Source organism: Mesorhizobium sp. B2-3-2 (assembly GCF_006442295.1).
Taxonomy (GTDB): Bacteria; Pseudomonadota; Alphaproteobacteria; order Rhizobiales; family Rhizobiaceae; genus Mesorhizobium.
Genome location: NZ_VFWA01000003.1, coordinates 369,242 through 389,407 on the forward strand (window position 1 = coordinate 369,242; position 20,166 = coordinate 389,407).

General features: G+C 63.2%; 19 protein-coding genes. 9 read left to right on the plus strand and 10 right to left on the minus strand.

Going from position 1 to position 20,166, the window contains the following annotated elements:
* Positions 1-79 precede the first annotated feature (79 nt).
* The 5 genes from FJ964_RS10445 (at position 80) to FJ964_RS10465 (ending at position 4,409) form a co-directional block, all read left to right on the plus strand.
* Positions 80-745 carry an ABC transporter permease gene (locus FJ964_RS10445; protein WP_140497260.1) on the plus strand — a complete coding sequence of 222 codons (666 nt, stop codon included), beginning with the start codon at positions 80-82 and terminating at the stop codon, positions 743-745.
* A complete protein-coding gene (locus FJ964_RS10450; protein ID WP_140550311.1) occupies positions 745-1,554 on the plus strand; it encodes an ABC transporter permease in 810 nt (269 codons plus the stop codon). Before FJ964_RS10445 ends, FJ964_RS10450 begins: the two co-directional genes overlap by 1 nt.
* Before the next feature lie 81 nt (positions 1,555-1,635).
* Positions 1,636-2,637 carry an Ldh family oxidoreductase gene (locus tag FJ964_RS10455; RefSeq protein ID WP_140550312.1) on the plus strand — a complete coding sequence of 334 codons (1,002 nt, stop codon included), beginning with the start codon at positions 1,636-1,638 and terminating at the stop codon, positions 2,635-2,637.
* 237 nt (positions 2,638-2,874) lie between these two features.
* Positions 2,875-3,156 carry a hypothetical protein gene (locus FJ964_RS10460; protein WP_140512869.1) on the plus strand — a complete coding sequence of 94 codons (282 nt, stop codon included), beginning with the start codon at positions 2,875-2,877 and terminating at the stop codon, positions 3,154-3,156.
* A gap of 278 nt (positions 3,157-3,434) precedes the next feature.
* On the plus strand, positions 3,435-4,409 hold the full coding sequence (locus FJ964_RS10465) for a complex I NDUFA9 subunit family protein (RefSeq protein ID WP_140550313.1): 975 nt from the start codon (positions 3,435-3,437) through the stop codon (positions 4,407-4,409).
* A gap of 21 nt (positions 4,410-4,430) precedes the next feature.
* Here FJ964_RS10465 and FJ964_RS10470 read toward each other — a convergent pair whose 3' ends face one another.
* A complete protein-coding gene (locus FJ964_RS10470; protein WP_140550314.1) occupies positions 4,431-5,801 on the minus strand; it encodes a cytochrome P450 in 1,371 nt (456 codons plus the stop codon).
* 233 nt (positions 5,802-6,034) lie between these two features.
* On the opposite strand from FJ964_RS10470, the gene FJ964_RS10475 reads away from it, so the two are divergent.
* The 3 genes from FJ964_RS10475 to gyrB all read left to right on the plus strand — a co-directional run bounded on the left by FJ964_RS10475 (position 6,035) and on the right by gyrB (position 9,493).
* Positions 6,035-6,604: an NADPH-dependent FMN reductase gene (locus FJ964_RS10475; RefSeq protein WP_140550315.1), complete on the plus strand. Its 570-nt coding sequence runs from the start codon at positions 6,035-6,037 to the stop codon at positions 6,602-6,604.
* 7 nt (positions 6,605-6,611) lie between these two features.
* A complete protein-coding gene (locus FJ964_RS10480; RefSeq protein WP_140550316.1) occupies positions 6,612-6,830 on the plus strand; it encodes a hypothetical protein in 219 nt (72 codons plus the stop codon).
* Positions 6,831-7,021: 191 nt separating this feature from the next.
* Positions 7,022-9,493 carry a DNA topoisomerase (ATP-hydrolyzing) subunit B gene (gene gyrB, locus FJ964_RS10485; RefSeq protein WP_140550317.1) on the plus strand — a complete coding sequence of 824 codons (2,472 nt, stop codon included), beginning with the start codon at positions 7,022-7,024 and terminating at the stop codon, positions 9,491-9,493.
* A gap of 235 nt (positions 9,494-9,728) precedes the next feature.
* Here gyrB and FJ964_RS10490 read toward each other — a convergent pair whose 3' ends face one another.
* Positions 9,729-9,908: a hypothetical protein gene (locus FJ964_RS10490; RefSeq protein ID WP_140550318.1), complete on the minus strand. Its 180-nt coding sequence runs from the start codon at positions 9,906-9,908 to the stop codon at positions 9,729-9,731.
* A gap of 388 nt (positions 9,909-10,296) precedes the next feature.
* Positions 10,297-11,538 carry a helix-turn-helix transcriptional regulator gene (locus FJ964_RS10495; protein ID WP_210243366.1) on the minus strand — a complete coding sequence of 414 codons (1,242 nt, stop codon included), beginning with the start codon at positions 11,536-11,538 and terminating at the stop codon, positions 10,297-10,299.
* A gap of 355 nt (positions 11,539-11,893) precedes the next feature.
* Between FJ964_RS10495 and FJ964_RS10500 the strand changes: the two genes are divergently transcribed.
* The gene (locus tag FJ964_RS10500; protein ID WP_140550319.1) at positions 11,894-12,814 is read left to right on the plus strand and encodes a hypothetical protein; all 921 of its coding nucleotides are present in this window, start codon (positions 11,894-11,896) and stop codon (positions 12,812-12,814) included.
* Positions 12,815-12,895: 81 nt separating this feature from the next.
* Here FJ964_RS10500 and FJ964_RS10505 read toward each other — a convergent pair whose 3' ends face one another.
* The 7 genes from FJ964_RS10505 to FJ964_RS10535 all read right to left on the minus strand — a co-directional run bounded on the left by FJ964_RS10505 (position 12,896) and on the right by FJ964_RS10535 (position 20,065).
* Positions 12,896-14,293: an NAD(P)(+) transhydrogenase (Re/Si-specific) subunit beta gene (locus tag FJ964_RS10505; protein ID WP_140550320.1), complete on the minus strand. Its 1,398-nt coding sequence runs from the start codon at positions 14,291-14,293 to the stop codon at positions 12,896-12,898.
* A gap of 1 nt (position 14,294) precedes the next feature.
* Positions 14,295-14,720, minus strand: coding sequence for an NAD(P) transhydrogenase subunit alpha (locus FJ964_RS10510; protein ID WP_140512858.1), 426 nt, complete (start codon positions 14,718-14,720; stop codon positions 14,295-14,297).
* A complete protein-coding gene (locus FJ964_RS10515; RefSeq protein ID WP_140550321.1) occupies positions 14,720-15,997 on the minus strand; it encodes a Re/Si-specific NAD(P)(+) transhydrogenase subunit alpha in 1,278 nt (425 codons plus the stop codon). Before FJ964_RS10515 ends, FJ964_RS10510 begins: the two co-directional genes overlap by 1 nt.
* 87 nt (positions 15,998-16,084) lie before the next feature.
* Positions 16,085-16,309, minus strand: a complete 225-nt coding sequence (locus tag FJ964_RS10520) for an aa3-type cytochrome c oxidase subunit IV (protein ID WP_140550322.1) — start codon at positions 16,307-16,309, stop codon at positions 16,085-16,087.
* A 212-nt stretch (positions 16,310-16,521) separates the two neighbouring features.
* A complete protein-coding gene (locus FJ964_RS10525) occupies positions 16,522-16,671 on the minus strand; it encodes a DUF3096 domain-containing protein (RefSeq protein ID WP_140550323.1) in 150 nt (49 codons plus the stop codon).
* A gap of 155 nt (positions 16,672-16,826) precedes the next feature.
* Complete coding sequence (locus tag FJ964_RS10530) at positions 16,827-17,606, minus strand: hypothetical protein (RefSeq protein WP_140550324.1); 780 nt, start codon at positions 17,604-17,606, stop codon at positions 16,827-16,829.
* A 146-nt stretch (positions 17,607-17,752) separates the two neighbouring features.
* Positions 17,753-20,065: an EAL domain-containing protein gene (locus FJ964_RS10535; protein ID WP_140550325.1), complete on the minus strand. Its 2,313-nt coding sequence runs from the start codon at positions 20,063-20,065 to the stop codon at positions 17,753-17,755.
* Between the last annotated feature and the right edge of the window lie 101 nt (positions 20,066-20,166).

The window sequence follows — 20,166 nt, forward strand, 5'->3', positions numbered from 1 at the left end:
CGATTCATTTCTTCCGGCCTCGGCGGCCGGCATCATCGAACTCCTGTCGCCCGCGCCCGTCGGCTGGGGCGGGACGCTCATGCTCGGGCTGCTGCATTCGCTTGAGATCGCCGTCGGCGCCACGATCGTCGGACTGTTGATCGGAACCGGCGGTGCCTATGGCAAGCTTTATGGCGGCCCCGTGGTGCGCGACCTGCTGGCGGTCTACACGACCATCGTGCGCGCGGTACCGGAACTGGTGCTGATCCTGCTCCTCTACTACGCCGGTACCGACCTGATAAACCAGATGCTGACCGCCATGGGCTATCAGCGCGTCGACATCAGCGGGCTGGTGGCCGGCATCGCGGTGCTCGGTTTCGTCCAGGGCGCCTACTCGACCGAGGTCATACGCGGCGCGATCCTTGCCGTCCCGCAAGGCCAGATCGAAGCCGCCCGCGCCTACGGCATGTCTCCCGGCCTTCTCTTGCGGCGCATCACATTGCCGGCAATGCTGCCCTTCGCCATTCCGGGTCTCGCCAATCTGTGGCTGATCGCCACCAAGGATACGGCGCTGCTGGCCGTGGTCGGCTTCTTCGAATTGACGTTGGCGACGCGACAGGCGGCGGGCGTCACCAAGGCCTATCTGATATTCTACCTCGCGGCCGGCATGCTCTATCTGGCCGTGACGCTGTTTTCGAACCTCGTTCTTGGTCGCGTCGAGAAATGGGCGCGGCGCGGCATGCCGTCGATCAAGGAAGCGCGCTAATGGCGAGCGAAGCGGCCATCATCAACAGCGCGGCCCGCGCCTCGCTCTGGCTGCAACCGCATCGCATCGTGCTGATCCTGATTGCGCTCGGGCTGGTGCTGTCCGCGGCCTTCTTGATGCGCTGGGACTGGCTGCCGCAATATTACGGCCTGGCCTTGCTCGGCATCTGGCGCGCGCTGTGGATCCTGGCCGTTACTTGCCTGTTGGGCTTCCTGATCGCGGTGCCGGTCGGATTGGCGCAGGCTGGCGGCCCGATCTGGTTCGCGGCGCCGGCGAAGGTCTTCTGCACCGTCATCAGGGGAACGCCGCTGCTGTTACAGCTGTGGCTGCTCTACTACGGGCTGGGTTCGTTGTTTCCGCAATATCCGTGGATCCGTGAATCCTGGATGTGGCCCTATCTCAGGCAGGCATGGCCTTATGCCGTCCTGGCGCTGACGCTCTCCTTCGCGGGCTACGAGGGCGAAGTGATGCGCGGCGCCTTTGCCGGTGTGCCGAAGGGGCAGCTCGAAGCCGCACGTGCGTTCGGCATGAGCCGCTGGAAGATCTTCCGGCGTATCTGGCTGCCGCAGGCCTTCTACCGGGCGCTGCCGACGCTGACCGGGGAAACCGTGCTGCAGCTGAAATCGACGCCACTGGTGGCGACCATCAGCGTCATCGACATCTTCGCCGTTTCGTCGAAGGTCAGACAGGACACTTACCTCACCTATGAGCCCTTGCTGCTGCTTGCCTTGATCTATATGGCGATCACCGGCATTCTGGTCTTCGCCTTCGGCAGGATCGAGGCGCGGATTCCGAACAAGATCGGCTAGGACCTCGTGAGTAGGAAGCGGCTAGCCGCCACCACCCATTGCTGACTACTCACTATTCACTACTCACTAAAGGCAATCGCCATGCAACTCAGTCTCGAACAGGCAACCGGGCTGTGCCGCATGGCGGCGCTGGGTGCGGGCGCCAATGAGGAAGCGGCGCAATCGCTCACCGCCTCGATCATATCGGCCGAGGCGGAAGGACTCTCGACCGTCGGGCTGTCGCATTTCATAGACTATCTCGAAGCGCTGGAGGCCGGCCGCATCGACGGCAATGCCGAGCCGGTGATCACCCGGCCGGCGCTCGCAGTCTATCTTTCCGATGCAAAAGCGGGGCTGGCGCATACCGGCTTCGATCGTACGATGGACGATCTCGCCAAGGCGGCAAGACTGTTCGGCGTCGCCATCTTCTCGCAGAAGAACGCCTATACGTGCGGCGCCCTCGGCTACTTTACCGGAAGGCTGGCAGCGCAGGGGCTGGTCTCCTTCGCCGCCACCAATGGTCCCGCCGTGCTTGCCGGTTCGGGCTCGGTCAAGCCGGTCTATTGCACCAACCCGATGTCCTTCGCCGCGCCCGCCGCCGACGGCCCGCCGCTGGTCATCGACCAATCGTCGAGCGCCACCGCCTTCGTCAATATCCGCAAGGCGGCCGAGGACGGCAAGACAATCCCCGAAGGCTGGGCGCTCGACGCCAGCGGCAATCCGACCACCGACCCGGCCGCAGCCATAAAAGGCGCCATGCTCGCCTTCGGTGGCCAGCGCGGCGCCAACATCGCGCTGATGGTCGAGGTGCTGGCGGCGGGTCTGTCGGGCGCAAACTGGTCGCTCGATGCGCCCTGGTTCACCGGCGGCCCGGACAATCCCGGCACCGGCCTGTTCGTGCTGGCCGTCGAGCCCAAGCTGCTCGATCCGGATTTCGAGCAGCGGATGAAGGATCAGCTCGACCGGCTGCGCCGGCGCTACGGCGTGCACATACCGGGCCGCTCCCGGGCCGAGGCGGCGGAGAAGGCCGAGGCACGAGGCATCAACGTGTCCAAGGCCGTGGTGCAGCGCATTTCCGAATTCGCCGAGCGTTATTCGGCCTGAAATAATTTCTTCTTTTCAGCTCATTAGCCGCCGGCGCCTGCCTGCGGCACGGCTGTGCGTGTTTTTTTCGCGCGCGGTCTGAACCTTTTCGAGCGTCGGGGCGACCAATGCTTGTCCAGGGCAGGATGAGCTTGCCCGATCCAGACCGGGGAACAGCACGTCACATCGAAACCTGCTCCACGCCAAGGCATGCCCTTCGCGTCCCGGAAAAACCAACCTCAATGAAAGGAAACCATCATGACCAGCACCAAGACCACCATCCTGACCGCCGTCCTTCTCCTCGGCTCGTTCATGGGCGCGACCCAGGCGGCCAACCTGAAGGCCGCGCCGGTCAAGCCGTCCAGTCCAGGCGTCATCGCAGCGCCGGGCGGCGGCGCCACCGAGGACCATTATTGCAAGAACGGCCACGCGAAATTCGCCAGTTGCAGCGCCGATTTCATCGCGGCCTGCAAGAAGGTCGGTGGCACCATGTCGGATGTCCAGGGCTGGGGTGGGCGTACTTGCTTCACGCCCTCCTGATGCCGTCTCAGGTCAGGCCGCTCCGTCGGCCCCTGGCTTCGCATGGATGTCATCCGGAAAACCCCGCCTCGGCGGGGTTTTCTGCGTCAGGCAAGGCGTTCTGAAGCGCTTTTATCCTGACGCAATTCCCAAGCTGTTTTCCTGGGAAAGCCGCTTCACACATTTCCTGGAATTGCTCTGAGAACCAGGGCGGCAGCGACGACGCGTCACCCTTTGCGTTTGACGCGAAACGGATTATGAAACGGCTTCAGCCAAGCTTTCGAGCGCCGGAGCCAGCCATGACCGAAATCCTGCAGACCCCCAAGCTCGTCGTCATTTTCGGCGGGTCGGGCTTTGTCGGCCGCCACGTTGTGCGGGCCTTGGCCAAGCGCGGCTATCGCATCAGGGTCGCCTGCCGCCGACCCGATCTCGCCGGCCATTTGCAGCCGCTCGGCAATGTCGGCCAGATCCAGCCGGTGCAGGCCAATGTGCGCGTGCGCTGGTCTGTCGATCGCGCCGTGCAGGGCGCCGATCACGTCGTCAACCTGGTTGCCGTGCTGCATGAGAGCGGCCGACAGAAATTCACGGCCGTGCACGAATTCGGCGCTCGCGCGGTGGCCGAAGCGGCACGCGCCGCGGGCGCCGGCCTGACCCATATTTCGGCGCTGGGCGCGGACCTGGAAGCCGCATCCAACTATGCACGCACCAAGGCGCTTGGTGAAAAGGCTGTTCTGGAGACGGTCAAGGACGCCGTCATCCTGCGACCGTCGATCAATTTCGGGCCGGAAGATAATTTCTTCAATCGCTTCGCCAACATGGCACGTTATTCGCCGGCACTGCCGCTGATCGGCGGCGGCCACACCAAGTTCCAGCTGGTCTATGTCGGCGACGTCGCCGAAGCGGTGGCGCGCTCGGTCGATGGCAAGGTCAAGGGCGGCCAGATTTACGAGCTTGGCGGCCCGCAGGTGCTTACTTTCAAGGAAAGCATGCAGGAAATGCTCGCGGTGATCGAGCGCAAGCGCTTGCTGGTTCCGGTGCCGTGGTGGGTGGCGAACCTGCAGGCGTCGATCCTGGGCCTCTTGCCCAACCCGCTGCTGACCAAGGATCAGGTGCTGCATTTGCGCGAGCACAATGTCGTGTCGGAGGAGGCCGCCAGGGCCAACCGCACGCTTGCCGGCCTGGGCATCCAGCCGCAGGCGCTTGGCACGATCCTGCCCAGCTATCTCTGGCGTTTTCGCGCGGCCGGCCAGTTCCAGCGCAAACCGGCGGTCTGACCATAGGCCGATGGCGGGCGACTACAGGCGCGAGGTGATCCGCATGGGCAGCCCGCCTTGCGGCTGGGTGGTCAGCTTCTGGACCGGCCATGGCCTGGTTTGCGCGATGGAATCGAAGCGGAAACGCGACAGCAGGACGGCGAGCGCGATGATCGCTTCCTGCATGGCGAAGCTGGCGCCGATGCAGACGCGCGGCCCGGCGCCGAACGGCAGATACTGAAAACGGTCGATCTTTTCGCGGTTTCCCGGATGAAACCGCTCCGGCAGGAACGCATCCGGCCTGTCCCACAGCTTCCTGTGACGATGGACGACCCAAGGCATGACCAGCACGGCGGCGCGCCTCGGGATGTGGAGATCCTTCCAGTTTTCCGGCTCGATCGGCTCGCGGTTGATAGACGGCGCCGGCGGATAGAGCCTGAGCGCCTCGTCGAAGGCGGCGCGGGTGAGCGGCATGGCGTCCAGCCATTTCGTCGGATCGGGCTCGCGCGCCAGCACGGCATCGATCTCGCGCTCGATCTTTTCCCGCTCCCATGGCGCCTCGGCCAGGCAATAGAGGGTCCAGCCCAAGGCTCGCGCCGTGGTCTCATGGCCGGCGCCGATGAAGGTGATGATATTGTCCTCGACTTCCGGGCGTTCCAGCCCGTCCGGCCCCTCGGCCTTGAGCAGGAGGGTCAGGAAATCCTGCGGCACGGCGTCGGCATCGCGCCTGAATTTTTGTTCGCGTATCTTGACCGTATCGCTGACGATCTTGCGGAAATAGGCCATGGTCTTGCGGCCGCGGATGCGGGTAAGCCGCGGCAGCCATTCCGGCGCGCGCAGCAGGTCTAGCGGATCGACGCGGCCCATGGTCTCGAACAGCCGGTCGATCTCCTTGGCGAAACTGCCCGGTTCCCCCGCGATCTCCCCGGAGAACAGCGTCTCGGCCAGGATGTCGTAGGTCAGCATCGTCATGTCATGGGCGATGTCGGAAGTGCCGCCATCCTCGTAGCGAGAGGCGAATTCGAGCGTGCGCTTGAGCATCGGCCCGGCGAAACCAAAGATGTGACGCGGCGTGAACACCGGCGCCATCGCCTTGCGCGAACGCTTCCAGACCTCGCCTTCGGCCGTCAGCAAACCGTCGCGCAGGATCGGCCGCAGGATCAACTGGCGTACCGTCGCCATCTTGTAGTTCCTGGCATTGTCGACCAGGACATGGCGAATGAGGCCGGGGTCGTTGGCGATGACCAGCGGTCCGCCGACGCCGTTCACCGATATCCAGGGCTCGTTGTAGGTCGGCTCGCCCCACAGTTCGAGCGGGTTGCGATAGACGATGCGCATCATCTCCAGCGTCGAGGGCGGCGATGTGCGCGGCCTCGGCGCCGGCGGAACGAAGGGGGCGGGCTGGGTGTCCATGGCTGCTCCGCTGGCAAGCGCGTCGCGCTAGTCCTTGCCTCTGTCCAAATGTAGTGACTGACGCACGGCGCGTCCATGCGACGGACGGTAAAAGCCGTTACCTCGAAGGGACGGAGCGATGCGCTCCCATCATCTGATTGTGACCGCCCGCCAAACGGCGCGGTCTTGTCCATGATGGCGCTCTGCCGTAGGTCACGGTCACCAACGGATACCGTCAATCGAAGGAGCCCGCCTTGAAGCACCAGTTGAACATCATCATCGGCAGCACCCGGCCGGGCCGCGCCGGACCGGTTTTCGCGCACTGGCTGGAGCGGTTCGCGCGCGAGCACGGCAAGTTCGAACCGGTGCTGACCGACATCGCCGCCTTCGATCTGCCGGTACTGGACGAGCCGCACCATCCCAGGCTCGGCAACTACCAGAACGATCATACCAAGGCCTGGTCGAAGGCCGTCGATGCCGCCGACGCCTTCGTCTTCGTGGCACCGGAATATAATTACTTCGTTGCACCGGCCATCGTGAATGCGATCGACTATCTCTCGCGCGAATGGAAATACAAGCCCGCCGCCATCTTCAGCTATGGCGGCGTTTCCGGCGGCCTGCGCGCGGCACAGGCGCTCAAGCCGCTTCTGACCTCCGTCTGCGTCATGCCGGTTCCGGAAGGCGTCTCGCTGCCGCTGTACCAGAAGCTGCTGGGAACCGACGGCTCCTTCGAAGCCAGCGAGCAGGTGCAGGGCGGGGCAAGAACCATGCTGGAGGAGCTGCTGCGCTGGAGCGAGGCGCTGAAGCCGATGCGCGCCGGCTGATGCTTTTTTGACCTCCGCCACCGCGGCGGCGGAAAGACTTGCGCAAGCCCGGGCGCTCGCGGACGGCGACCCTGCCTATACCGGGTGGCAGCGCAATCTGGGGGTTGCCTATGTCGATTACGCGCAAGTCGCCAGGAATTTCGGCCGCGCTTCGAAGGCGTTGGACGGGAGGTTGGAGCTCGACCGCAAGGGACAGCCGGCGTCAAGATACACGTTCACGATCTAAATTCCTGCGCGCCCGGCTGGCCAGGGTCAACGGCTCTCGCCAATCGCTCGCCGACAGTGCGCTTTTGCGCCCGGAAATGCCTGCAAACCTTGGAAAAACCACCTTTAAGGCCTATATCTAGGCCATATTGAAAGCGCGATTCGGGGGCGATTTTTCGCGCTCCACAAGCCGCCTCTAGACAACAGGTTTTCATGAGCGACCAGACTGAGAACGCCAACGGCGCCGAAGCCGAATACGGCGCAGATTCCATCAAGGTTTTGAAGGGCTTGGATGCCGTCCGCAAACGGCCCGGCATGTATATCGGCGACACCGATGACGGTTCGGGCCTGCATCACATGGTCTATGAGGTCGTCGACAACGCCATCGACGAGGCGCTGGCCGGCCATGCCGACCTCGTCACGGTGACGCTCAATCCCGACGGCTCGGTCACCGTCATCGACAATGGGCGCGGCATTCCCACCGATATCCATCCCAGCGAAGGCATTTCGGCGGCCGAAGTGATCATGACGCAGCTGCATGCCGGCGGCAAGTTCGACCAGAACTCCTACAAAGTGTCGGGCGGCCTGCACGGCGTCGGCGTGTCGGTGGTCAACGCCCTGTCGGCCTGGCTGAAGCTCAAGATTCGCCGCAATGGCCAGATCTTCGAGATGAGCTTCACGCACGGCAATGCCGACGCGCCGCTGAGCGTCACCGGCACCTACGAGCAGAACAAGCAGCCCGGCACCTATGAAGGCCGCAGCGGCAGCGAAATCACCTTCTTTCCGTCGTCCGAGACCTTCACGATGGTCGAGTTCGACTACGGCACGCTGGAGCACCGGCTGCGCGAGCTTGCCTTCCTGAACTCCGGCGTGCGCATCGTGCTGACCGACGCCCGTCATGCCGACATTGTGAAGCATGAACTGCACTATGACGGAGGCCTCGAAGAGTTCGTCAAATATCTCGACCGGGTGAAGAAGCCGCTGATCGAGAAGCCGATCGCCATCCGCGCCGAGCGCGACGGCATCACCGTTGAAGTGGCGATGTGGTGGAATGACAGCTACCACGAGAATGTGCTGGCCTTCACCAACAACATCCCGCAGCGCGACGGCGGCACGCATCTCGCCGGCTTTCGCGGCGCCCTGACGCGTCAGATCACCGGCTATGGCGATTCCTCTGGCCTGACCAAGAAGGAAAAGGTCTCGCTGATCGGCGACGATTGCCGCGAGGGACTGACGGCAGTGCTGTCGGTCAAGGTTCCCGACCCGAAATTCTCCTCACAGACCAAGGACAAGCTGGTCTCCTCTGAAGTCCGGCCCGTGGTCGAAGGGCTGGTCAACGAGGCGCTCGGCACCTGGCTCGAAGAGCATCCGAGCGAAGGCAAGGTCGTGGTCGAGAAGGTGATCCAGGCCGCTGCGGCGCGCGAGGCCGCGCGCAAGGCGCGCGACATCACCCGCAAGACCTCGCTGGGCGTCACCTCGCTGCCCGGCAAGCTTGCCGACTGCCAGGAACGCGATCCGGCGAAGTCCGAGATCTTCATCGTCGAGGGCGACTCGGCCGGCGGCTCCGCCAAGGGCGGCCGCTCGCGCCAGAACCAGGCCATCCTGCCGCTGCGCGGCAAGATCCTCAATGTCGAGCGCGCCCGCTTCGACCGCATGCTCAGTTCCGACATGATCGGTACGCTGATCACCGCGCTCGGCACGTCGATCGGCAAGGACGAGTTCAACGCCGACAAGCTGCGCTATCACAAGATCATCCTGATGACCGACGCCGATGTCGACGGCGCGCATATCAGGACGTTGCTGCTCACCTTCTTCTTCCGGCAGATGCCGGAATTGATCGAACGCGGCCATCTCTATATCGCCCAGCCGCCGCTTTACAAGGTGACGCGCGGCAAGAGCTCGCAATACATCAAGAACGAAAGCGCGTTCGAGGAATTCCTGATCGGCTCGGGGCTGGAAGAAGCCTCGCTCACGCTCGGCTCCGGCGAGGTTCGCGCCGGGCAGGACCTGCGGGCGGCAATCGACGATGCGCTTGCCGTGCGCCAACTCATCAACGGCCTGCACACGCGCTACAACAGGGGCGTCGTGGAACAGGCGGCGATCGCCGGCGGGCTGAACGCCGACATCGTCGCCGATCTTGGCCGCGCCAATGCAATGGCGGAGCGGATCGCGCAACGTCTCGACATCATTGCCGAGGACACCGAGCGCGGCTGGACCGGCCGGATGTCGACTTCGAATGAGGGTATCGGCGGCTATGTCTTCGAACGCACGGTGCGCAGCGTCAAGGAATACGCCCATCTCGACATGGCGCTGATCAATTCAGCCGATGCGCGACAGCTCGACCGCTACGCGCAGCGGCTCAGCGAGGTCTATGGGGCGCCGCCCGTGCTGCGCCGCAAGGATGTCTCGGAACCCATATCGGGACCGTTGGCACTGCTCAACGCGGTGTTTGCGACCGGCCGCAAGGGCCTGACCATGCAGCGCTACAAGGGCCTGGGCGAGATGAACGCCGAGCAGCTTTGGGAAACCACGCTCGATCCGAACGTGCGTTCGCTGCTGCAGGTCAAGGTGAACGACGCCACCGATGCCGATTCGCTGTTCTCGCGGCTGATGGGCGACGAGGTCGAGCCGAGGCGCGAGTTCATCCAGGACAACGCGCTTTCAGTGGCCAACCTGGACATTTGAGCGCTGGACGCGGGCCATAAACCTCTGCGACTTCGTTCGCGTGCGCCCAGAGGCAGCCTGCGCCAGACATTCCCCGAAGGGCTTGTTTTAATCGCGCTCGATGCGATCGGTATTTCAGTATCGTCCGCGAGCCATAGAGTTGGCTCCGACAAGTCCCGCCATGAGCCGCGGCTGGCGGCCGATATCCTTGTTGGTGGCTGGAAGCACCTGACATGCTGGCGGCAAGTTTGCGCTATCAACGCATCGCCATGAGGTTGGCAATCAAAGCTTTCTCCGCGGAGGTGATCGGATAGCTCTCGATGGGAGCTTTCTTCGCACGTTTGAACATCCGTGCAAGCCGCATCGCGAATTTATGCTCTGTCTCCTGGAGCGTTCTCTCTTTCGCTAATGCGAGGGAAGTCGTTTGCGGTTCCATCCGTTGCCTATCCTTCTGCATGCCGGCCGATGCTCGAGAAACATGAGATCAAAGGGCTCTCCGACGGTGTCGTCCAAAGTGAAGCCAGCGGTTCGGCAGGAGCAAGCATGGCGACCGTCCAAGATTGGCGATGCGAGATGTTATGCAATCGACCGCAGCCGCCGCATCATCGGAACCAATGAGACTGTTATTGGTATTTTGCCGTGCCGCCTTCGGGCCTTGCAGCTCGGCTCGTCGGCCATGGCAGCGTACCTGCCATTTTCACCGGCCAGATCGCCATGCCGCCGACATTGTGGATGACGGAAAATAGTTCGCCGCGCTCAAAAACGCAGTTGATCGCGGTTTCGCCGGTCCGGCCGCCTAGGTCACGATCGAGAGCCAGGCCGCGTCAGGACCGGCCAGGAACCAATGCCGGTCGCTGTGGGCCCCGGATCGCCGGCGTCGAGTTCTGCAACAGGCGCAGGAGGTCCGACTGCCGGGGCGTGTCGGTCTTGGAGAAGATGTGCTGCAAGTGGGTGCGCACGGTCGGCTCGCTGATGCCGAGCATGTCAGCCGCTTCTTTGCCGCTCAGCCCTTGGGCAAGCGCCAGAAGCACACGGAGCTCGCCGCCGGTCAGCTTATAGAGTCTGGCAAAGGCCTCGCCCGGCATGAGTGGTGACTGAACGGGATCCTGCATGAACAGTGCGACCGATGCCGCAAACGGCGCGACAATGCCGCGTCGCTCGCCGCGATCGACCGGAAGAAGGGTTGCGACATAGCCGGCGCCGTCCACACCGGGGATCGCCACGGAATGTTCGCTCATGTCCTTGTCGATGTCATCTCGCGACGCCTCGTCAATGGATTTCGACAGCGCCGCGCGCGCCGCGGGATCGGCGGGAAAAATTCGGTTGTTCACGATGCGGATGGAATTGCCGGTTCTGACTTGGCGCTCGGCAGCGGCGTTCATATAGACCACGCGGCCATCCCGTGCGGTAAGGAAAACACCCGCGACAAGGACATCAAGCGTCTTTTCCAGCATTTCCGACCTCAGCGCTCTAATGTCGAGTGCATCTGAGATCGCGAGCGCGCGGCAGACATGTGGTGAAAGAAGTTTGAACAGGCTGATTTCGCGCTGTTGGTACTGCGGAGCCGCGTCGCTCCTGGAGGCGTGCATCGAGGCCATCCGCCCCCCAGTCCTCAACGCCGGAAACCAGATTATATCCAGTAGTCCGAACGGCTTCAGCACTTCTCTATGGAACCGGCTTTCGGCCAATTCGAGCTCTTCCATGGAGAGGGCGCTGACGTGGCCGATTTCGGCGACGATATCCGCTGCCGCCATCGGACTTTCTGCATAGTGGCTCCCCAGCCTATCAAGGAATTCTGGTTGGTATCCGAAGACAAACAACTGGTCATTTTGCACCTGCCGCATATCATGAACGCATATTCCGCCCCCCGTGCTTTCGCACAGTGCGGCAATCTTTCGGCAAGTGTCGGGCCACTGGTGCGGATCGAGCGCGCAGTCATAGATCGTGCCGATGGTGTCGGATAACGCGTTGGCGGAGACTCCGTCCAAGCCGATCACGTTGAACCCTTTCCACCAGTTGCTGCTCTCGATCGTGCGCCCAGCAGTAGAACGATCGCGAATAGCCAAATCCGCTTGAGATTCATTTGCTTTCCCCCGGCGTAACTATCGTTTCAGGGAAGGGAGCCCCGGTCAATCGGCATAGTTTCTCCGCTTTGCGGGATTTGGTGCCGATGAAACCGCAATCGGCCAACCTGGACATTTGAGGTCTCAGCCTCCAACCAGCTTTTTGAATCCTTGCGTGCTCCACGAGCGCCAATAATGAAGCCGCGCCGGAACAGAAGGCCTTCCAAGACATTGTGACGATGTCGATCACAATCTCTTGCAGGAGGCTTTCATGGGACGCGGCATCTTACTCTGGTTGCTAGGAGTTCCGATTCCGATCATCATTCTCCTCATGCTTTTCATGCGATAGGGGGCCGCCATGCAGTCCTCCACCCTAACGGCTGTCGGCGCGTCAACTTCAACGGAATCGTCGGCCACGGCCGTCAGTTGGGGCCCCATCATCGCCGGCGCCTTCGCGGCTTCGACGCTGACCTTCATCCTCATGCTGCTCGGCTCGGGCCTTGGACTGAGCATGATTTCGCCGTGGTCGGGTTCCGGTGCCTCGGCCACCACTTTCGCGGTATCGACTGCCATCTGGCTCATTGTCGTGCAATGGCTGTCGTCGGGCGTCGGCGGGTACCTGGCGGGCCGACTGCGCACCAAATGGGTCGGCATTCACACCGACGAGGTCTATTTCCGTGATACCGCGCACGGCTTCCTCGCCTGGGCACTCGCCACATTGCTGGTCGTCGGCGTGCTCGGCTCGGCGCTTTCCGCCGCGATTGGTTCGGGCGTACAGGCCGCGTCCAATGTGGCTGCCGGCGCTGCAATGGGAGCGTCAGCCGGCGCCTCCGCCAATGCCGGCAACGCCTCGGTCGACAATGCGACCTCCTATCTGGTTGATTCGCTGTTCCGGCCGGCTGATCCAACGAAGCTCGCGGCTGCCAATCCAGGCGACGAAGCCGCCGCGGCCGGGCAGGCCTCTCGCATCCTGATCGCCGGTGCCGCCGCAGGCGAGGTGTCGGCTGAAGACAAGACCTACCTTGCACAATTGGTCGCCGCGCGCACCGGCCTCTCCGAGGCAGACGCCAAGACGCGGGTCGACACGCTGCTTGCGAAAGCGCAAGACGCGAAAGTCAAGGCGCAGCAGGCAGCCGACGCGGCGAGGAAGGCAAGCGCCACCTTTGCGCTTCTCGGCGCCCTGTCGCTTGTCATCGGCGCCTTCATCGCCAGTGCAGCCGCCGCCCTTGGCGGCAGGCAGCGCGACGACGAGGAGGAGGTGTTCCTGACCGGCCGTTGAATGCGGACGTGACACCAGGAAACCAAAGAGCCCGGCATCGAACCGGGCTCCTTTCCGTTCGTTGTGATCAACACCGTCGGGTCAGTGATCCATGGCCTTGACGATTTCCTCGGTCATCTTCTTGGCGTCGCCGAGCAGCATCATGGTGCCGTCCTTGTAGAACAGCGTGTTGTCGATGCCGGCATAGCCGGAGCCGAGCGAGCGCTTGACGAACAGGCAGGTGCGCGCCTTGTCGACGTCGAGGATCGGCATACCGTAGATCGGTGAGCTCTTGTCGTCGCGCGCGGACGGGTTGGTGACGTCGTTGGCGCCGATGACATAGGCGACGTCGGCCTGCGCGAATTCGGAATTGATGTCCTCGAGCTCGAACACTTCGTCGTAGGGCACGTTGGCTTCGGCCAAGAGCACGTTCATATGGCCCGGCATGCGGCCGGCCACGGGGTGGATGGCGTATTTGACGTCGACGCCGTTGGCCTTCAGCTTGTCGGCCATCTCGCGCAGCGCATGCTGCGCCTGCGCGACGGCCATGCCGTAGCCCGGCACGATGATGACCTTCTGCGCGTTCATCATCAGATAGGCGGCATCGTCGGCCGAGCCCTGCTTGACCGTGCGCTCGATGCCATCATCGGCTTGAGCCGCCGTCTCACCACCGAAGCCGCCGAGGATGACGGAGATGAAGGAGCGGTTCATGCCCTTGCACATGATGTAGGACAGGATGGCGCCCGACGAGCCGACCAGCGCGCCGGTGATGATCAGCGCCAGATTGCCGAGCGTGAAGCCGAGCGCGGCCGCCGCCCAGCCGGAATAGGAATTCAGCATCGACACCACGACCGGCATGTCGGCGCCGCCGATGGGAATGATGAGCAGCACGCCCAGCACCAGCGATGCGGCAACGATCAGCCAGAAGACGAGCTTGGATTCGGTGGAGACCAGGAGCACGATCAGCACCACCAAGGCGATGCCAAGCGCGATGTTGATGACATGGCGGCCGCCGATCATGATCGGCTTGCCGGACATGCGCCCGTCAAGCTTCAGGAAGGCGATGACCGAGCCGGTGAAGGTGATGGCGCCGATGGCAACGCCGAGGCTCATTTCGACCAGCGCCTGGGCATGGATGTCGCCCGCCGTGCCGATGCCGAAGCTTTCCGGCGCATAGATGGCGGCGGCCGCCACCATGACGGCGGCAAGGCCGACCAGCGAGTGGAAGGCGGCGACCAGTTGCGGCATCGAGGTCATGGCGATGCGCCTGGCCGTGACGGCGCCGACGCCGCCGCCAATGGCAAGGCCGAGCACGATCAGGCCGAAGCGTCCGGCCGACGGGGTTGCCAGCGCCAGCGTGGTGGCGATGGCGATGGCCATGCCGATCATGCCGTAGAGATTGCCCTGCCGGCTGGTTGTCGGATGCGACAGGCCGCGCAACGCCAGGATGAAGAGAATGCCGGAAACCAGGTAGAGGAAGGATGCCAGATTGACGGTCACGTCACTTGTCCTTCTTCTTGTACATGGCCAGCATGCGCTGGGTGACGAGGAAGCCGCCGAAGATGTTGACCGACACCAGCATCAGCGCGACGAAGCCGAAGCCGGCGGCGACGCCCGAGGCGGCAATGCCGACGGCAAGCAGCGCGCCGACGACGATGACCGAGGAGATGGCGTTGGTGACGGCCATCAGCGGCGTGTGCAACGCAGGGGTCACCGACCAGACGACGTAATAGCCGACGAAGATCGCCAGCACGAAGATGGCCAGGCGGAAGACGAAGGGGTCGATGGCGCCGCCCGACAGCGCGTGCGCGGCGTCACCGGCCGCCTCGGCGCCGCCGGGAGCATTCGCCAGGTTCTGCACCGCAAGCCGGACGGCAGCGCTTGCCTGGTCGAGCTGGTCGAGGGCTTTCTGCAAGGTCTGATCCATCACGCTGTGCCTTTCGACTTGGGCGAGGATTTGGATGCGGCGGTCTTCCTGGGCTTTTTGGGCGCGGGCGAAGCATCGGCGACCATTGTGCTGGCCGGGATCGCGGGCGGTTCGATATATTGGCCCTTTGGCGGCTGCTGGTCGGCCTTGGCGAAGGCCGGATGGACGATCTTGCCGCCGTCGGTCAGCATGGTCGCCTTGACCAGTTCGTCGTCGCGCTTGATGGCAAGCGTCTTCGTCGCCTTGTCGACCAGCGTCTCGAGGAAAGCAAAAAGGTTTCTGGCGTAGAGCAGCGAAGCGGAGGCCGCGACGCGGCCCGGCACGTTGAGATGGCCGACGATCTTGACGCCGTTGGCCGTCGTCACGATCTTGCCCGCCTCGGCGCCCTCGACATTGCCGCCGCGCTCCACCGCAAGATCGACGATCACCGAACCGGGCTTCATCGAGGCGACCATGTCAGCCGAGACCAGCCTCGGCGCCGGACGGCCGGGGATCAGCGCCGTGGTGATGACGATGTCCTGCTTGGCGATGTGCTCGGCGGTCAGTGCTGCCTGCTTGGCCTGGTACTCCTTCGACATTTCCTTGGCGTAGCCGCCTGATGTCTCGGCCGCCTTGAACTCTTCGTCCTCGACGGCGAGGAACTTTGCGCCCAGCGAGGCGACCTGTTCCTTGGCGGCGGGGCGAACGTCGGTCGCGGTGACCACGGCGCCGAGGCGGCGCGCGGTGGCGATCGCCTGCAGGCCGGCAACGCCGACGCCCATGATGAACACTTTCGCCGCCGGCACCGTGCCCGCAGCCGTCATCATCATTGGCAGCGCGCGATCGTATTCGGCCGCCGCGTCGATCACCGCCTGATAGCCGGCAAGGTTGGCCTGCGAGGACAAGACGTCCATCGACTGAGCCCGCGTGATGCGCGGCATGAATTCCATCGAGAACGCCGTCACCCCGGCCTTGGCCAGCGCCGCGACGGCGGCATCATTGCCGTAGGGATCCATGATGGCGATGACCGCCGCGCCGCGCTTGTAGCTCTTCAGCTCCGCATCCGTCGGCCGGCGCACCTTCAGCACCACGTCGGCCCTGGCCACATCGCCGGCCTTGCCGATCGAAGCGCCCGCCTTGGCGAACTCCTCATCGGGAATGCGCGACCGCGTGCCGGCACCGGCCTCCACAACCACCTCAAGACCCAGGCCGGCCAGCCGTTTCACCGTATCGGGCGAGGCCGCGACACGCGGCTCGTTCGCATCGAGCTCACGAGGGATGAAAACCGTCTGTCCCACCGCATGATCCTTTCGGCTGGAACCTGTTTGCGCAAAATGTCGGCCGGGGCGTCCGGCGACGTCAAAGGCAATGGGGTTTTGGAAAGACTATCGCAGAATGAAGGCGCCGAGGGCCATGATCAGGACGAACAGGACAGTCGCCGAGAAGAAGCCGCCCGCGAAGAAACCGAAAGCCATCGCCAGAAGTATGGCGCCGCAGAAGAGCGATCCGTATTTGGCCAGCATGAGGAAGCCCGCATAGGTGCGGTCGTGCTCGGCATAGTCCATCTTCGCGCCCAGTTCGACAGGACCGGTCGGCGTGTGCTCAGCCATAGGAATACCCCTTCGAAGACATCTTTCAGGCACATAGCGAAAAGCCGCGCCGAGAGCAATGGCGCTATTGCCGCATCGCAGCCGACAACTTCCTCAAGGGAAATTTGAAACAAGCGGCCCTGCCTTCGGCAGAATCGCCGAGCCGCTCCGGCTGCTTGTTTTCTCGCAATCCCGGACGAAGCCGGCTGGCGCGTCAACCGTGCTCGCTCGCTTCAGCCGGCGAGGTGCGGAAACAACCCAAGCAGGCCGGCTATGATCAGATAGAGCGCGACGATGTAGTTCAGCAGCCTTGGCATGACCAGGATCAGCACGCCGGCGATCAGCGAGATGAGCGGAGTGAGCGCAAGGGTGGAGATGGTCATATGGGCTTCCTTTCGGCGCTGGCCTGCTGAAGGAGACAAAGCTTCTCCTTTGCGCGGACGATTGGCGCCAGCGCGTCACCCAAACGTCGCAGCGACCGAAAAGCTCCATCGGCCCGGGACATTGGCGCAGTGCCGGGGTGCGCGGATGAGCGACATCAGGCGGCTTCGCGGAAATATTTTGCCGTCGGCAGGATGGTCAGCGGCGCCAGTTCGCCCGCGCCCGGCGTTTCGAACAGCATGCGCTGCTCCATCGGCGTCGAGCGGAAGAACGGGAAGCGGGAGAAGGAGCGCTCGCGGATCTCTTCGACGTTGGCCCGATAGAGCACGACCTTGTAGTTCAGGCCTGGATAGTCGCGCAATTCACCGATCTGCTCGGAGCAATAGATGCGGCGATAGAAGCCGGCATGCTCGGGGCGGATGGTGGAAAGGCAGTAAGGCGCGTCGAAATAGAAGCAGGCCATGCCGGCAAGACGAAGCGTCAGATAGGGGATCTGGGGATAGGCCCTCGACCAGTCCGGATCGGCCGCAAAGCGGCTCGGATCGGCGAAATGCGCGCCGGCGGCCAGCATCGGCCGCAATATGTCGCCATAGACCGTGGTGGACGGCGATTGCGGTGTGGCGCTGCACGCATGGTGGATGCGCAACGTGCTGACCAGCTCGCCATCGATGTAGATGCCGAATTTCGAGCAGTTCTCGGCTTCGTCGAGGTCGTCATGGATAATATGATCCGGATTCTCCGGAACCATGTCGCTCAAGCGATAGGATTTGTAGCGCAACCGATAGATATCCTCGAGGTCCTCGCCCTTGTCGCAACGGCGATACTCGGTGCGCTCCAGCATTGCCGAAATATTTCTGGCAAAGCTCGACATATTGTCGGAGGAATTTTCTTCACTCACGCTTGCCACTTGGCGAAGCGCCGTCAACTTCGCATCCATGAACTAACCCCGTAAATGCCGCCGTGTCTCAACACTACGACAGCACCACGGTATGTAAAGATGAAAATGAGCCGAACGCTCTTTACTGATCGTTAACGTTAACTACCAGCCAAATTTTACTAAAATCAGAACGTTCCGCAGCCGCGTCAGCCGCGAGCCGCCCGTCTGGCACTCTTGATCTCCTTGGCGAAAGGCCAAACCGTGCTCGACATGGTCTCGATACCGGAGGCACTGAGCGCCGAACCGAACAGGAAGCCCTGCACAAGATCCGGCTTGACCTCCAGCGCGAGGATCTTGAGCTGCTCGAAGGTCTCGACGCCTTCGACGGTCACCGAAAGCCCAAGCGGCCGCGACAGATTGACAATGCCCTTCAGCAGCTCCAGCGAGCGCTTGCTCTGGGTGACGTCCATCAGGAAAGAGCGGTCGATCTTGATCTTGTCGAGCGGCAGCTTGTGCAGATAGCTCAGGCTCGAATAGCCGGTACCGAAATCGTCGAGTGCGATGCGCACACCGATCTGCTTCAGTTCCTCGATATATTGGCGTGTCAGCGACTTGTCGTCGAGCAGCGCCGTTTCGGTGACCTCGATCTCCAGCCGGCCGGCGGCAAGGCCGGAGCTGGCAAGCGCGTCGCGAACCTTCTGGATGACGTCCCGGTTGCGAAAATCCTTGGCGGAGAGATTGACCGAGACGCTGGTGTGGTCCGGCCACTTGGCGCATTCGGTGCAGGCTGCCTGCAGCACGAAGGTGCTGATCTCGGAAATGATGCCCATTTCCTCCGCCAGCGGAATGAAGACGCCGGGTGAAATCGGCCCGAGATCGGGATGGTCCCAGCGGCACAGCGCCTCGCAGCTGGCTATGCGCATCGTGTTCATCGCCACGATCGGCTGGTAGACGACGCGCAGGGCCTTGCCTTCCACCGCGCTGCGAAGGTCCGCCTTCATCAGCTGGCGGTTGCGGAAAGCGGCGTCCATGGCGGCCTCGAACAGCCGCCAGCCGTTCTTGCCGAGCTCCTTGGCCTTATAGAGCGCCAGGTCCGCCTTGACGATCATGGCGTCGACGTCGGTATCCCTGACCCGCGAAAGCACGGCACCGCCGCTGGCCTGGATACGCAGCCCATGGCCGGCGACGTCCACCTCCCCTTGCAGGGCGGCGAATATCGCGTCGAGCTGGCTGGCCAGATGGCTCTCATCCTCGATGCGGTCGAAGAAGATCATGAATTCATCGCCGCCGAAACGGCTGACGGTCAAGCCTGGCCCGGCAATGGCCGCAAGCCGCTCGGCGACCGCGTAGATCAGGCCGTCGCCGATCGGGTGCCCGAGCGTGTCGTTGACGCTCTTGAAATCGTCGAGGTCGAGCACGGCCAGGCCGCAGAGGCGGTCGCGGTCGCCCGACGCCATGGCCTCGCCGACCTGTTCGTGGAAATAGGCGCGGTTGGGCAGGCCGGTGAGACTGTCGTAGCGTGCCATGAAGCGGATCTTGTCTTCCGCCTCGACGCGCGCCGTCACGTCCTCGAAGGTGATGACCCCCAGCTCCTGGCTGCCTTCGCGGGCGGAGAATTCGTAGTGCTGGCCGTTGGCGAGCGAAACGAGCACCTTGCGGTCGCGGCCCTCGCGCAGCGCCCGCGTCAGCTGTGCTTCGATGTAGCGGCAGTCCTTCGGCGCCAGCATGCCGCCGGCGACACCGCGCATCAGCAAGCCATGGATCGAGCGCCCGAGCAGCGCATCGGCCGACTTCAGCGACATCAGATGCGCGGCCTCGGCGTTGGCGACCGCCACCCGGCCGTCCGGGCCAAGCATGACCAGACCGTGCGACATGGTGTTCAGCGCGCGATTGAACCGCTGGGCGAGGCGGTTCGCCTTCTTTTCCTCGGACAAAGCGGCGAAAAGCACCTCGCGGACAAGGTCGGCGAAGCGCTTGATGGCGAACAGGAACGGCGCCGAAAGCAGGCCGAGAATGAAATGATAAGGGTCCCCGCGCAGGATGAAACCCAGCGAAATGGGCCAGGTCATGGTCATGATGAAGATCATCACCATCCTGGGCGAGCCATAATTGCGGCCGGCGATCGACGTGGCGGAGGCGAGCGTCACGCAGACGGCCGCGATCTCGGCGAAGCCGTCATAGGCAAGATAAATGCCGACGAGGCAGAACGTGCCCAGCATGAAACCGTGCATCGAGCCGTAGAGGATATAGTCGTTCTCGCGGCGGCGCGCTTCTTCCCAGCTCCTGGGCGACGGTGCATTCCGGTATTTTCGAATGTTGCGCAGGCGCAGGAAAGCAACCGTCAGAAAACCAACCGTCACGGCGAGATAGGCCGGATCCCTGGTCTTCCAGTAAACGAGCACCACCAGCAGGGTCTGGGCAAAGAATCCGATCGACAGCGTCAGGCCGTCGCGAAACAAGGTTTCCACGAACGGTATGTAGACGTCGACAGGGATCTCGTTCTTTTTTCTCAGATTCAACGCCTGAATCCCAACCCTGGGGAGTCAAGCAGTGTCATATTCGCCTTAAGAAAGATTTAGAACGGCCGCTTTGCCCGTGCCGTCAAGGCGGGTGACGTTAC